Consider the following 14,132-nt stretch of genomic DNA (forward strand, 5'->3'; position numbering starts at 1 on the left):
CGAAAGATCACTATGAACAGCCAATACTCACATCATCCAGAAGCTTGCCACAATCGTCGCGATTTTCTGACGCGGATGGGAACCGGTCTCGGAATGATGGGACTGGCCGGTATGCTCGGTGATGAAAAGCTGCTGGCAGCCGATGCCGAGTCCGCCGCTCAGGCCAGCTCGTATGGCAATCCACTGGCTCCCAAGTCGCCTCACTTCCCAGCCAAGGCGAAGCATGTCATCCACTTGTTCATGACCGGTGGTCCTTCGCACGTCGATACCTTCGACCCGAAGCCGCTGTTGACCAAGTACCACGGCCAGCCACTGCCAGGTGGCGAGAACCTCCGTACTGAACGCAAGACGGGTGCCGCGTTCGCTTCGCCGTTCAAGTTTCAGAAGTATGGCCAAAGCGGGATCGAAGTCAGCGAGCTGTTCCATCACACGGCTCAGCATATCGACGACATCGCCGTCATCCGTTCGATGCAGGCCGAAGTTCCCAACCACGAACCATCGCTCGGTTTGATGAACTGCGGTGCCTCGGTGGCGGTTCGTCCTGCCTTCGGTAGCTGGCTGACCTATGGCATGGGTACGGTCAATCAGAACCTGCCTGGCTACGTGGTCATGTGCCCACACGGCTATCCGACCAAGCAAACCCAGAACTGGCAGTCGGCCTTTCTGCCGGGTGTCTATCAGGGGACCTACGTCGATACGCGTTACACTGAAGTCGAAAAGCTGATCGAAAACGTCAAGAACTCGCATCTGCCGCTCGACCAGCAGCGCGAACAGGTCGACCTGCTGCAGAAGATGAACTCGATGCATCGTCAGCAGCGAGGTTTCGACCCGGCCCTCGATGCCCGCGTGCAATCGTTCGAGCTGGCCTATCGTATGCAGATGGAAGCGACCGACGCGTTCGACGTGACCAAGGAACCGAAGAACGTCCTGGAAGCGTACGGCGATGGCATCCAGGCCCGCCAGATCCTGATCGCTCGTCGCCTGGTCGAACGGGGCGTCCGCTTTGTCCAGGTCTTCCACGATCAAGGGCAGCCATGGGACAGCCACGACGACCTCGAGAAGTCTCACCGCCGCCTGGCAGGTCAGTGCGACAAGGCGATCGGGGCACTGATTGCCGACCTCAAGCGACTTGGCCTGTTCGAGGAAACGTTGATCCTGTGGGGTGGCGAGTTCGGTCGTACGCCGACCGTCGAACTGCCGAAGCCAGGCTCGAACGCCGGCAAGATCAACGGCCGCGACCACAATCACTACGGCTTCACCTGCTGGCTGGCAGGGGGCGGTATCAAGGGTGGCCAGGTCTATGGATCGACCGACGAAACCGGCTTCAAAGCAGCCGAGAACCCAGTCCATGTCCACGACCTGCACGCGACCATGCTGCACGCGTTGGGCTTCGATCACAAGAAGCTGACGTACCGCTATGCTGGCCGCGACTATCGTTTGACCGACGTTCATGGCAACGTCGTCCACGAGCTGTTGGCTTAATCGCGAATCGGCTTTCCGGCACTGCCATGCTCTTGAAAGGCAGTGCCGAGCCAACCGGTCGCGAACCGATTGCCGTGCGGCGTGTCTTGTCGGGGATTGTCACTTTCCCGGTTCTTACCAAGGCCCCTAAGTCATGGCACGATGCGAACTCTGCGGCGCCGAGGCGTTCAACGACCATCATCTAATCCCGCGGCATTGCCATCGCAAGTCGTGGTTTAAAAGCCGTTTCAGCAAAACGCAGATGCAGCAGACGATCGATGTCTGCGCGATGTGCCACCAGATGATCCATCACCTGATTCCGGACGAGAAAGAATTGGGTCGCCAGTACAACACCATCGAGACGTTGTCGGCTCATCCAGAGATGGAGAACTATCTTACCTGGAAGCGGAAGCGAGTCCGCTGTTAGAGGCTGCGATTTGCAGCGAGTGTTTCTTTCTCGAAGCAACCACCAAGGACGCAGAGGGCACTAAGGGGGAGACAGCCGTGTGGCTGGCGAGGATCAAACCGATCTGCCTGATCCATCGCTCGACACAAGACCGCCGGATACGCTCTGCGTTCTGGGAGACTGTTCCGGGAAAAAGGGTTCCACACCGCGCCCGCCTAAGCGGCAGCTAACAGGGCGACGGGCTACGGTGTAGAGTCCTTTTCTGCTTCCTTCAAATTCGGGGCTTCCACGTCGGGAAACATCTCGGCCAGTAGTTCGGCCAGCTTCTCGCCGCGGGCTTCGGTATCCAAGACAATGCCATTGCGATCGACCAGGATCATCTGTGGGATCGCGTTGATGCCGTAGTAGACGGCGTTCTCGTCTCGGAAACCTTTGTAGTCGTCTCCTTCGGCGTTGCAGACGACAATCCAAGGGATCTCGCGCTGCGACACGAAAGTTTCGACGATCGATTTCGTATCATCCAGGCTGATGCCGACCACCTCGAACCCGTGCGGGTGATAGGCGGCGTACAGCTTCTTCAGGTTCGGGAACTCGCCGATGCATGGGCCACACCAGGTCGCCCAGAAGTCGACCAGGACCACTTTGCCTTTCAGCGAGGCGAAGTCGAGGTCTTGGCCATCCAGCCTCTTGCCCACCACGCGGATCGGATTGCCGACCAGGTTGATGCGACGCGAGAAGCCTTTCAGCTCTTCGGCGATGGCCTGGGCCTTTTCGTCGGACGATTCGGCGAAGTGCGAAGCGAGGCCATCGGCAATCTTGGAGGCGACCGCGTTGTCGGACACCATGCTCAAGTTCTTGGCCAGCGTCGTTGCCAGTCGCGTCGACAAAGGTCCGACCGGCATCGCTTCGATCTCTTGCTGCTTCTGCTGCATCAATTCGGTACGGGCTTCGGCGTCCAGCGAGCGAGCCAGCAGCAGTTCCAAAGTCAGTTGACCATCGATTGCTTCGGTCTTTACGGCCAGGTCTTCGTGTTGAGCGTATTTCTGCAGGTCTTCCTTCAGCAGGTCGACGCTGTCCTCCTCGCCCAGGTTGGCGAGCGTCAGGCGAAGCGAGAACCGCATCCAGACCATCTTCTTTTTCAGCTCGGCATCGGAAGGCATCTCCCAGACGACATCCATCATCTGGATACCCTTGAGCAGACGCTCGTTGACCGGCAGCGGATTGGATTGATCTCGCATGAAAGCGTCGGTCTGCTTCCAGCCTTCTTCGGCGTTGGCTGGGGCAAACGTGGTTTCCGCGGGCTGGGTCGCCGGGTCGGTAGCTTTCGCGTCGTCAGCATTCGCCGGAGCAAGCGCCGCGAGGGAAAGAACCAATGCGACCGAAACCTTCCACCAATCTTTCATCCACCTCTCCTCAGTTCCTAGCACTGTGTGATGGTTCCCCAATGAGTGGAAATCCATGCCTGCGGTTCTATTCTAGACCACGAAAAAAGGCTGCCTATTTTCATATGCAGCCATCGTGGTTATTAAATTGTTGCACGCCGGGTGGTTGTGCCGGTCCCTGATTGCCACGACCAAACGTCGGCATCGGAAGCACTTAAGGTGTTTCGTCGGCGGGCTTTTCGGCAGGTACTTCCACGTCAGGAAAGACCTCTTTCAGCAGCTTCGTCAGCCGCCGCCCGCGAGCAGAAAGCGCAATCGCCTTGCCATCTTTCCCCAGCAGAAACATCGCAGGAATGCCGCGCACACCGTAGCGCATCGCGTTGGGATTGAACCAGCCAGGCGTTCCTTCGGGCGGGGCATCCCAGACGAAGGTCCATGGCAACTCGCGTTCTTTCAGGAACTGCGTGACCGGCTCTTGGGTGTCGTCGAGACTGATGCTGACGATCTCGAGCCCGTGCGGATGATAGATCTCGTACAGACGTTTCAACTCGGGGAACTCGCGGATGCAAGGACCACACCAGGTCGCCCAGAAGTCGATCAGCACGATCTTGCCTTGCAGGTCTTGGGCGACATCGAGTGGGGTGCCATCGAGCCGCGTCGCTTTGATTTCGATCGGTGTGTCGACCAAGGCCAGTTGATTAGCCATCCCTGCTAGAAACTGCGAGTAGGTCGCCAGCGGTTTCGTTTGGATGCCGGCAAAGTGCTGGGCGATCTTCGAGGCCAGCTTGCCGGCAACGACCGGGCCATGCACACCATGCACGCTATCGATCAGCAGGAACGCAAGGTCGCCGGTGGCGGTCGACGGAGGGTTCTCGAGGACGCAGGCCTCTGCCTGATCGAAGTAGAGTTGCTTCTCGCGATTGGGCAGCGTGATGATCTCTTGCAGTTGATATTCCAGTAGTGAGCAACGGGCGGCGATCGCGACTTGCGGAACCTTACTGTGGCTTTTCTGTTCCAGGAAGTTCTTCGCGTCGAAACGGGCTCCCTGGTTGCCAGCCGCGCCGGCCTGATAGAGATAGCGGGCCTTCGTTTTCATCGCCTTGGTCTCTTCTTCCGGGCTCGGTTGAAGATCCCAGACCTGATCGATCAGTTTGGCCGCTTCCAACAGATCGTCGCTGGTGCGTGGCTGGGCTGCCTCGCGAGCCTTGATCAACACGGCTTCGACGGGGGAAGGTTCTTCGGCGGCGGGCTGGTCGGCTGCAGGTTCGGCCGACAAGCTGACGGACGAAAATGCGATGATCCAACCGGTCAGCAAGACTCGGAGCAGGGGAGAGAGGCCGAACATCATGACGATCCTTCGGTTCCATCAGGGCATGAAAAATGGCTGCTTGAAAACTCAAGCAGCCATTCAGCTTATCGGGGAAAGCGTTGTCACTCAACGAATTGGGTGACGGCAGCCAGGCTTATTCGCTGGCAGCTTCTTCTTTCTTTTCTTCTTCGGCTGGAACTTCGACGTCTGGGTAGGCTTCGGCCAGCAACTGGTCGAGCTGATGACCACGAGCGGTCAGCGACTGAACCTTGCCATCCTTACCGACGAAGATCATCGTGGGGATCGCATCGACACCGTAGAACACGGCGTTCTTGTCATCCCAGCCACGTTCGCCTTCGCCACGTTCGGTGTAGACGATGGTCCATGGCAGTTCGCGTTCTTCGACGAAGGTCGCAACCTTTTCACGGGTGTCGTCCAGGCTGATGCCGACGATTTCAAAACCGTGTGGGTGATAGATCTCGTACAGACGCTTCATGTTTGGGAACTCGGCGATGCAAGGACCACACCAGGTTGCCCAGAAGTCGACGACGACCGTCTTGCCCTTGAACTTGGAAGCAAACGCCAGGTCTTCACCATCCAGCGTGGTGCCGGTGATTTCGATCGGGTTGCCTGGCAGTAGCAGACGGTTGCTCAGACCAACCATACGTTCGTACGCTTTGGCAAGCTTTGGATCGTCGGCATCTTTGAAGTGAGCGGCGAGGACAAGCACTTCCGCGGCGGCCTCGGCTGGTTCCATGCTACGCGACAAAGCACGAGCCAACTGAGCGGCTTGCTGAGCGGTTGCTGGCGATGGTTCGCTTTCGAGAATTGGTGTCTTGATGCCGTTGATGACGGCTTCACGTTCGTCGGCAGGTAGCTCTGCCAACATGCTGAGCTTCATGTTCATCAGCGCGGTCTTGGCTGATTCGACCACCTTTTCGTCTTCATCTTCGCTGCTGCTGAACTTTTCGAGCATGGCCATCGCCTTCTTGCCCGCTTCGGCATCGCCAGAGTTCTTCAGCGCCATCAGCAAGCTGACGTTCATGTTCATCGCGCGGACTTTTTCTTCCGGCGTCAGATCCATGGTCCAGACTTCGTCGAACATTTCGGCCGCTTTGGCGAAACGTGCTGGAATCGGGAGCTTGTCAGGGCCGCCGGTACGAGCCACAGCAAAGGCTTCGTTCATGACGTCGATAGGCTTCTTGGTTTCTTCCGAATCCGCTTCGGCGGCCGCTTCGGGCTTTGCTTCGACCGTGGCTGCCGGCTTGGCATCTTCTTCGGCAGCGTGAACAAGGCTGGCACTACCCAACAGACCGATGGCCAGCGTTGTGGACCAACTCAATTTCCAAGCGAACTTCATCGCTAACTCCCTGTTTCTGGTTTCTGGCTAAGAGTACGAACGCGTCCGCCCTCGCGCTATTTAATACACGACATTGTAAAAGTGGTTGGCCGAGAGACCAACTACGATATTTACGATTTTGCGTAAGTCGTGTCAGAAAGGTGCCAAGTTTCACCTTGGTGGCCAATTCGAGCTCGCAAGAAACGAAACATCCCACCACGATGGATGGGATGTTCTGGTCGTTTCGAGCGGGGTGGATTCCCCCTGAGCGGCCACGAGCAACGCTTAGCTTGCGTTGACGCTTTCGCGAACGTCTTGCGGCATGCGGCTTTCGGCCAGAGCGGTGTCGATTTCCAACTGCATAACAACGCTCCAGCGGCCTTCGGCATCGCCTTGGACCCACCAGTGAGGCATCATGCAGACGCTCTGGTGAACCATCTCGAAGCCACCTTCCGATTGGCTGACGGTCGAGATCGGGAAGGTCCACACGCTGGTCGGACGATCGGCACTCCAGCGGCAATCGACGCCGAGCCATTCGTCCTTCAGACCGAGGTCTTGGACTTCGTGCAGGTCGAGGTTGGTACCGAGGTGGCCCAGCTTGTTGCCGTTGGCCTGGTGGAAGTAACGATCGTCGGCACCCGATGGGAGACCGGCCATGTTCATTTCCACGGCGAAGTGCAGGACCTGATCTTGTGGCAGGCCTTCCAGCATGTAGGCGATTTCCAGCGTGCTGCTGCCGGCCGACATGGTGACACCCTTGGTGATCTTCAGCGGGATACCCCAGGCATTGCCGCTACGCGACATCTGGACCTGGATCCGATCGGGGTTGCGGCGGATCTTTGCTTCAAATGGCGATCCGACAAAGTCGCCACGTTCCATAGCGTTGTTCAGCGCGACTTGGTCCAGCGAAGCGTTGTTGTCGAAGAAGTGATCGACCAACATCTTGCGCTGGTGGTTGTCGTACTGCAGCATCTTGTCGAGGCCTTCCTGCTTGAAGACCACGCGATCGTGGATCGACGCGACTTCGCCATTGCCCGACGACGGACCGGCGAGCACCTTGCGGTGATACGCTTCGGGACGACGCGACAAGGTGGCCAGCAGGTTGTGGCAGATCGAACGGATGTCGAGTTCGTACAGCATGCCGCCGGTGGCCGGAGCCAGCAGAGCGATCAGCTTGTCGTCTTCCAGGCGAACTTCCTGGCGAGCATCGAGGTTGAAGTCGGCGACTTCCGCTTCGATGAAGTTGCTGCCTTTGTGTTCGGCTTGATCGAGCAGGTTGTCGGCGGCGATCAGATGCTTGTAGACCGCATTGCGAAGGTGCGGCAGGTACGTGCCACCGAAGGCACCGTGCCAGTAGCTGCAATTGCACTGACCACGATACAGTTCGGTCTTGGCCTGGGCGAGCAGTTGCGAGTCGCAGCCGTTGGCTTCGGCAGCGGCCAGGCGATTGCTGATGCCCAAGGCACGGCAGTACATTTCGTCCGTTTCGGGGTAGCGAACCTTGAAGTTACGCCAGTAACCGCCACGGATGTACTTCTTGATGTTCGGCCAGTTGGCGTCATGTTCCAGCGAGTGGACCAGGTCTTCAAATTCAACCTGCTGAGCGGCTGGCATCGCCCACTCGGTCATTTCGCGGTAGCTGCCTTCTGGGATGTAGGTCTTGCCGACCGGAGCCAGGGCTTCGGTTGCTTCGGCTAAGGTAGTCGTCAGCAGCCAATCTTTGTTAGCGGTCAGCAGTTCGAAGAACTGGGCCAACCAGCCGCGATCGTAGACGTGTGCCTTGGTGTCGGGCCAGGTACCGAACTTCTCGCCGTCGTCACCGAAGACCAGGACCGAGTTCGGGAACTGGTTGGCGACACTACGCATGTATTCGATGGTGTCTTGTGCTGGTGCGAATGGCAACAGGTATCGCAGGCGTTCGCTGCCAGGAAAGACCGACAACAGCTTGCCGCATTCTTCGGTCACGTAGTAACCGTACAGATCGTCTTGCGGGATGCCGGCGTTCTTGAAGTGGAAGTCGTCCAGGATCGTGTATTGGATTCCGGCATCGGCAATGTCGGAAGTGAGCGGCTGTTCCCAGACCCGTTCTGGCATCCACATGCCCTGGATCTTGGCGCCCAGGCGATTGGTCAGCCACTGGGTGTAGGTCGAGATCTGACCGACGCGATCGCGCGGCGGGATCATCGGCAGAATGGCTTCGTAGAAAACACCACCGATGATTTCGATGCGGCCGCTACGGACATGGGCAGCCAGGCGATCGAGGTATTCAGGATGGTGAACGTCCAGCCATTCCATCAGCGGACCGCTGGTGTGGAGGCCGATCTTGATATCTGGGTAGCAGTCGAAGACGTCCAGGAAAGGAAGGTAACTGTCCTGGTAAGCCTGCTCGAAGACGCCATCAAAGTTGCCGATCGGTTGATGGTTATGCAGTACCAGGCACAGACGGATCGTGTTGTTCATAGGTTTCTCGGGGGAGTTTCCTGGGAGTCGGGGAGGTTTTCGGCGGTGTTCGCCTGATCGATACACGACGAATCGGCAGAACCATTGCCCTTTAGCTAGCTTTTCTAAACGACTTTGCCGGACGAGTCACCCTAAACTAGAGGGGTCGTGCGGTCCGTATCGATCAGGCCGGCTGGCGAAGGAGTTGAGCTGCCCGCTCTGGAGAAACAGGATTCACGTACAGACCCGTGCCCCACTCGAACCCGGCCCTAACCGTTACACGTGGCAAAACCTCTACATGCCAGTGATAGTGATCCGCAGGGAATGTGTCAAACGGCAACGTGTGAATCAGGTAGTTATATGCCGGGAAATTTAATGCCTTTTCCATTCGCCCGACCAGCGACTTCAACAACAAGGCAAGCTGTTCTAACAGCGTAGAATTTGCGTCCCCGAAATCGGCCTGAGGTTGCCGCGGCAGAATGCACATCTCTAGCGGCAATCGCGAGGCATAAGGACAGAACGCAACGAGGTTGTCGTCGGCGTAAACGATCCGCGATCCGTCGGCCAGTTCGCGCTCGATCAGGTCGCTCCAGAACGAGCGGCCGGTACGCTGAAAGTATTCGTGACTGGCGTTCAGTTCATGCTGGACAATCGGCGGCACGACCTTGGTCGCCATCAGCTGACTGTGGACATGCTCCAGCGAAGCCCCAGCCGCCGGTCCGTTGTTTTTGAACAACTGCACATAGCGACAACGGCCTTCTTCACGCAGCGCGTTCAGTCGCATCTGATACGCCTGAAAGGTCAGCACCGCGTTGCGATCGGGCAAGCGCGAGAACGACGTCACGTGCTCGGGCGATTCGACGATCACTTCCTGCACGCCGCTGGCCGAACGCGTCTGATAGAAGTCGTCCGCCGAATCGGCTTTGTCCGGAAAGTTCGGCGAGAGCGAAGGGTAGATGTTCGGCAGCACGCGCACTTCCCATGGCAAGTGATCGCTGGTGCGCGACAGGTTGCCTGGCAGAACGAGTCGTTCGTGCGGAGTGGCGTCTTCATGGCCGCCGCAGAAAGGGCAACGCATGGCGGAAGGTGCCGGTATCGAGGCCTTCCATTGCTGCGGACGATCTTCACGTCCCTCGGCGACGACGACTTCAAAGCCGAGCAGCGGGTCTCGGCGAAGTTGATTGTCAGAGCTACGACTCACGGCGACATCCTTGTCGGCGGAGCCCGGCGTTACAGGGAACGTCGGGCTTCGATCGTCTTTTGATAGAGTTCAATGTACTGCTGGGCACTACGATCCCACGACCAGTCCTGGGACATGCCGGTTTCGACAATCTGCTTCCAGGTATCAGGCTGTTCCCGATAAGTGGTGATGGCTTGTTCCAGGATGTCCTGCAACGCTTCGGCAGTGTACTCGCGGAAACTGAAACCATTGGCGGTGCCTGTTTCGAGTGTGGCCGGAGTCATGTTGGTGATCGTATCGGCCAGACCGCCCGTTTCTCGAACAACCGGCACCGTGCCGTAACGCAGACTGTAGAGCTGATTCAGCCCGCATGGCTCGTACAAGCTTGGCATCAGGAACATGTCGGCACCCGCTTCTACGCGGCGCGCTTTCGCTTCGCAGAACTCGACACGCACGCCGATCTTGTTCGGGTACAGGGCGTTCAGTTCTTTGAGCATCGCTTCGTGATGCGGTTCGCCGGTTCCCAGGATCACCCACTGGCAATCGCAGGTCTTGGCACGATCGCGAATCACCTTGGCGACCAGGTCAAAGCCTTTCTGGTCGGCCATGCGTCCCACCATGCCAATCACCGGCACGTTGGGGTTGGTCGGCAGATGGAAAGCTTCCTGAAGGGCCTTCTTGCACTGTGGCTTGTTCGTTTCCCAGTTGCTCAAGTCGTACTTGGCAATCAAGGCGTCGTCGACTGAAGGATCCCAACGGGTATAGTCGACACCGTTGACGATCCCTTCGAGCACCTTGCGACGTTCACGCAGGGCACCTTCCAGTCCGCAACCCATCGGCTGCGATTGAATCTCTTCAGCATAGCGGGGACTGACGGTCGTGATCGCGTCGGCGAAGACGATGCCGGTCTTCAGGAAGTTCAGATGGCCGTAGAACTCCATCTGATGCATGTTGAAGTACTTCCAGTCGAGCCCGGTCAGCAGCATGTCCCAGTGCCAGAAATTACCCTGGTAGGCCATGTTGTGAATCGTCAGGACACTGGAGATGTCTTCGTAACCACGCGTAGCGCGGTATTCAATGTTCAAGTACGCCGGGATCAAACCTGTCTGCCAGTCGTTACAGTGGATCAGGTCGATCTTCAGGTCGAGCAGACGAATCGCTTCCAGCACGCTGCGGCAGAAGAAGACGAAACGTTCGCAGTTGTCTTGGTAGTCGGTTCCCGCTTCGCGATAAAGCTCAGGGCGATCGAAGTACTCGTCGTTTTTGACAAAGTAGATCGGGACATCTGAATTCGGCAGATGCGATCGCAATAGCTGGCCCGAGGCAACCTGACCGCCAACGGGTACGTCGAAGTAGATCGGCAACTCTTCGATGGGCAGTCCCGACTTATAGATATGTCGGAACGCGGGAAGAATGACCGTAACCTGATCGACCAACCCTTGCAGGGCGATTGGTAGCGCGCCGCCTACGTCTGCCAAACCCCCAGTCTTGGCAAACGGGAAAACCTCGCTGCTGGCAAAGAGAACGTTCAAGAGGGATTGCTCCGTGGGTGGCTATCTTCCGGTAATCAGCAAGGTTGCGTCAAATAATAACACATGAAAAGTGCAACCGGGATAGCCTTGTGAAAAAAGGAGGTTTTCGTCGAATGTGGCGATTAGGCCCTTTCGGAGGTTGGGGCGTTCGCACCGTTATAAACACGCATTGTGGGAAATTGGATCCCCCCAATGGGCCTTAAGTGTCAAATGAAAATAAATCTTAAGGGTGCCTAAATCGAGGCATTCCAGCCAGAAGGGTGGGCTAGTGGTAAGGGATCGCCCACAGGCAGGACTTGAGGTAGGAGAACGCGACTTCCGCTTTTCGCGAATCGTGCGTAATTTTATCCGTCAATTTTTTGCCGGGCAAATCAAACTGCCTGATCCGCACCGCGATGCGGCGGTTCTGGACGCCACATTGCGCTGGGTATGGCAGCAACGAAAGGGGATCTCGCAGCCAATAAAAAAAGGGCCGCCCGGCCTTTGACAACCGGGCGACCCTTCTGCTTGGAGGACGGTTATGCCGTTACTTGCCGCTGGTCAGCTCGAACTTCAAGTCGTCTTGAGGTCCATCGATGGTGACCGTCAACGGAGTTGTTTGGAGAGCACCATACTGGGCGGGAACGACACTTTCGAGCTTGTCGCGTGTCGGGCTGTCAGGCGTGTCGTACAGCTTCTCTTGGCCGACGACCTTGTTGCCGATGATCACCACCTTCTTTTCGCCAGGCATGGTGAAGCCCATGAACTGGCCATCTTTGATCACCGCGCCACCGGTTGGTGCGGCTTTGTCGGTTGCCACGAACGAAAGCGAGCCACGCGGAATCGGTTGGCCGTCGATCGTGACGGTGCCTTTCACTTCGACTTCGCCTGACTTGCCGCCACTGCTGCAGCCAACGCACAGCGACAGAGCGATCAGGGGGACCAGGAACGAGTAAGAGGGAGTACGCATGAGGTTTTCCTGCGAGAGATATTCAGATCGGAATCGAAGCCAATCGCTTTAGGCCGCGGCATGCGTGGTTGCGATGCGGCGGCCTTCGCGTGGCGTTCAGGCCAAGGGAACCACTTACGGGGTTTCGAACACTTCGCCACCAAATGCGGAGAGCATCCCTTCCCACGTCGACTGATTGACCGTCTCGCCCACAAAACGGACCGAGCCATCGCAGTTGGCCACCAGGACGCCGCCGGGGTGATTGCTGCGAGCCGCGTTGTAAGCTTCGTGCGGCTGGCTGACGGTCGAGCATGGCATCCGGCGATAGTCGTTGCTGGTGGGGTCCATGGTCGAAGCCTTGCACTGACGGCACAGGTCGGGCGTCGAAGAGTTGGGCGTCAGCAGCGACATGAAGCCAGGGCTGCCTTCGTTGTTGAGGAAGTCGCCACGGTTGTCGTCCAGACCGCCTGGCGAAGCGATCAGCAGTTCCGAGAACAGCGCCGTGTTCGAGGTACCATCGGTGACTTCGCTCATTCGCGAGACGTGTCGAATCCGGAACGGAGCACCCAACCAGGCCACCGAGTCAGACGACGTATGGTGCAAGTGGGCGTTGCCGAAGTTGCCGACGTAGTTACCCATCACACGCCAATAGGTGTCGCTCTGATCTTGCGTCGCACCCACTTTGTCGGAAGGGCAATAGTACATGTCGATCGGCACACGCAGCGTGGCCATGTTCGGACCGTCGTGGAAGTGCTGGTTCAAGTCGTATTGATCGTACAACGCACCTTGTTCGATGAAGGGCCACAACTGCACGGCCCACGTGATGCGATGGTACGAATTGCCGTTCTGCACTTTGGTTGGGTTGTTGGTACCATTCATGCCACCCAGCGGAAACCAGCCGGCGTAGGTGTCGATATGCATATGCGTGGCCAACGCCCACTGCTTCAAATGGTTGGTGCACTGAATACGTCGCGCGGCTTCACGCGCTTGCTGGACGGCAGGCAATAGAAGGGCGATCAACACACCGATGATGGCGATCACGACCAGCAATTCAACCAGCGTGAAACCGGCCTTCGTTCGTTGGTTCCGGAGAGACATAGACGATTCCTGGTTAAGAGTTTGCGTTGGCGTATCCACTAAAAGCCATGAATATGAGGGGTAGCCAATTCGCTAGGAGTGGACCGGCAACTCTACTGGAACCACAAAAAAATGGCAAGTTATTCAGGAATTTGTCACGTTTTGACAATCGCCGCGTGACGTATCTGCAATCAGCAGGCTTGGATGTCCTGCGGCCCGAAACGTGAAAGAGGTCGCTGGATGCCAGACGCATCCAATGCCATGGCCCGCAGTTGTCGTTTCGGCAGCGCGAAGTTAGTGTGATGCGCCGCGGGCCTGGAAACGCCCGGAATCAGCGAGGGGGCGTTTCCGAATGTTTGAGCACAAGTTGCCAGCGCAGCGAGGCGTTGTCGCTGGCTTCGCAGTCGCTAGACCTGGTTGCGAAGTTGCTCGAGCGAAGACTGTTTGCCGACCACCAACAGCAGTTGATCGACCCCCAGCGAGTAGCCGCCATCAGGGAACATCTCGAGCTTGCCGGTCATCGGATCTTTCACGCCGACAACCCACACGCCGTACTGTTGGCGCAGATTCAGCTGCATCAGCGACTTGCCTATCATGCCGTCGGGTACGGCGACTTCCATGAAGCTGTATTCCGGATCGATCGGCAGGAAGTCGATGATGTTGGGCCACGTCATGCGGTCGGCCAAGGTGGCGGCGATTTCGGCTTCGGGGAAGATGACCCGTTCGACGCCGAGGCTTTTCAGCAGCTTGCCATGATCGTGACTCACGCCTTTGACGATGATGCGTTTGGCGCCTAGTTCCTTGGCATGCAGCGTGGCGAGCAGCGACGGGCTGATGTCTTCTCCCATGCTGATGAAAACACCGTTGGCATCTTTCAGCGACAGGTGCTGCAGCGTGTCGTAATCGGTCGCGTCGGCGATGATCGCTTCGTACAGGTCGTCCTTGATTTCTTCGACCCGTTCGCGCGAGCTGTCGACGCCGGTCACGCGGCAGCCGTTCTTATGCAACTGCTTGGCCAAGGCTCCGCCAAAGGAACCGAGTCCCAAGATGTAGAAATGTTTCACCGGAGGCATATCGGC

At 57.7% G+C, this 14,132-nt stretch carries 11 protein-coding genes; 2 read left to right on the top strand and 9 right to left on the bottom strand.

Translation table 11 applies throughout. From position 1 onward, the window contains the following. The first annotated feature begins 12 nt into the window (after positions 1-12). Both AB1L30_RS22670 and AB1L30_RS22675 read left to right on the top strand, forming a co-directional pair. Positions 13-1,482, top strand: a complete 1,470-nt coding sequence (locus tag AB1L30_RS22670) for a DUF1501 domain-containing protein (RefSeq protein WP_345088438.1) — start codon at positions 13-15, stop codon at positions 1,480-1,482. Positions 1,483-1,615: 133 nt separating this feature from the next. Then, positions 1,616-1,888 carry a hypothetical protein gene (locus AB1L30_RS22675; RefSeq protein WP_345088436.1) on the top strand — a complete coding sequence of 91 codons (273 nt, stop codon included), beginning with the start codon at positions 1,616-1,618 and terminating at the stop codon, positions 1,886-1,888. A 221-nt stretch (positions 1,889-2,109) separates the two neighbouring features. Here AB1L30_RS22675 and AB1L30_RS22680 read toward each other — a convergent pair whose 3' ends face one another. From AB1L30_RS22680 to AB1L30_RS22720, 9 genes are all read right to left on the bottom strand, one after another. Then, on the bottom strand, positions 2,110-3,270 hold the full coding sequence (locus AB1L30_RS22680) for a TlpA disulfide reductase family protein (protein ID WP_367016259.1): 1,161 nt from the start codon (positions 3,268-3,270) through the stop codon (positions 2,110-2,112). 193 nt (positions 3,271-3,463) lie between these two features. Next, complete coding sequence (locus AB1L30_RS22685) at positions 3,464-4,597, bottom strand: TlpA disulfide reductase family protein (protein WP_367016261.1); 1,134 nt, start codon at positions 4,595-4,597, stop codon at positions 3,464-3,466. 115 nt (positions 4,598-4,712) lie between these two features. Continuing rightward, positions 4,713-5,918, bottom strand: a complete 1,206-nt coding sequence (locus AB1L30_RS22690) for a TlpA disulfide reductase family protein (RefSeq protein ID WP_367016263.1) — start codon at positions 5,916-5,918, stop codon at positions 4,713-4,715. A 264-nt stretch (positions 5,919-6,182) separates the two neighbouring features. Beyond that, complete coding sequence (locus AB1L30_RS22695; RefSeq protein WP_367016265.1) at positions 6,183-8,357, bottom strand: alpha-amylase/4-alpha-glucanotransferase domain-containing protein; 2,175 nt, start codon at positions 8,355-8,357, stop codon at positions 6,183-6,185. Positions 8,358-8,520: 163 nt separating this feature from the next. Beyond that, positions 8,521-9,537 (bottom strand): galactose-1-phosphate uridylyltransferase, encoded by a 1,017-nt coding sequence (gene galT / locus AB1L30_RS22700; RefSeq protein ID WP_367016267.1) that lies wholly within the window; start codon positions 9,535-9,537, stop codon positions 8,521-8,523. A gap of 29 nt (positions 9,538-9,566) precedes the next feature. Further along, positions 9,567-11,048 (bottom strand): glycogen synthase GlgA, encoded by a 1,482-nt coding sequence (gene glgA, locus AB1L30_RS22705; protein ID WP_367016269.1) that lies wholly within the window; start codon positions 11,046-11,048, stop codon positions 9,567-9,569. Positions 11,049-11,574: 526 nt separating this feature from the next. Beyond that, a complete protein-coding gene (locus tag AB1L30_RS22710) occupies positions 11,575-11,997 on the bottom strand; it encodes a hypothetical protein (protein WP_367016271.1) in 423 nt (140 codons plus the stop codon). A 114-nt stretch (positions 11,998-12,111) separates the two neighbouring features. Further along, positions 12,112-13,074: a DUF1559 domain-containing protein gene (locus AB1L30_RS22715; RefSeq protein ID WP_367016273.1), complete on the bottom strand. Its 963-nt coding sequence runs from the start codon at positions 13,072-13,074 to the stop codon at positions 12,112-12,114. A gap of 386 nt (positions 13,075-13,460) precedes the next feature. After that, positions 13,461-14,126, bottom strand: a complete 666-nt coding sequence (locus AB1L30_RS22720) for a TrkA family potassium uptake protein (protein ID WP_367016275.1) — start codon at positions 14,124-14,126, stop codon at positions 13,461-13,463. Between the last annotated feature and the right edge of the window lie 6 nt (positions 14,127-14,132).

The sequence above is a fragment of the Bremerella sp. JC817 genome (assembly GCF_040718835.1).
GTDB lineage: Bacteria > Planctomycetota > Planctomycetia > Pirellulales > Pirellulaceae > Bremerella.

What these genes read in the sequence shown, in the direction of transcription:
- AB1L30_RS22685 (WP_367016261.1), bottom strand. Translation starts at nt 4,597, where the DNA reads ATGATGTTCGGCCTCTCTCCCCTGCTCCGAGTCTTGCTGACCGGTTGG.
- AB1L30_RS22715 (WP_367016273.1), bottom strand. Translation starts at nt 13,074, where the DNA reads ATGTCTCTCCGGAACCAACGAACGAAGGCCGGTTTCACGCTGGTTGAA.
- AB1L30_RS22710 (WP_367016271.1), bottom strand. Translation starts at nt 11,997, where the DNA reads ATGCGTACTCCCTCTTACTCGTTCCTGGTCCCCCTGATCGCTCTGTCG.
- AB1L30_RS22670 (WP_345088438.1), top strand. Translation starts at nt 13, where the DNA reads ATGAACAGCCAATACTCACATCATCCAGAAGCTTGCCACAATCGTCGC.
- AB1L30_RS22720 (WP_367016275.1), bottom strand. Translation starts at nt 14,126, where the DNA reads ATGCCTCCGGTGAAACATTTCTACATCTTGGGACTCGGTTCCTTTGGC.
- AB1L30_RS22695 (WP_367016265.1), bottom strand. Translation starts at nt 8,357, where the DNA reads ATGAACAACACGATCCGTCTGTGCCTGGTACTGCATAACCATCAACCG.
- AB1L30_RS22675 (WP_345088436.1), top strand. Translation starts at nt 1,616, where the DNA reads ATGGCACGATGCGAACTCTGCGGCGCCGAGGCGTTCAACGACCATCAT.
- AB1L30_RS22690 (WP_367016263.1), bottom strand. Translation starts at nt 5,918, where the DNA reads ATGAAGTTCGCTTGGAAATTGAGTTGGTCCACAACGCTGGCCATCGGT.
- AB1L30_RS22680 (WP_367016259.1), bottom strand. Translation starts at nt 3,270, where the DNA reads ATGAAAGATTGGTGGAAGGTTTCGGTCGCATTGGTTCTTTCCCTCGCG.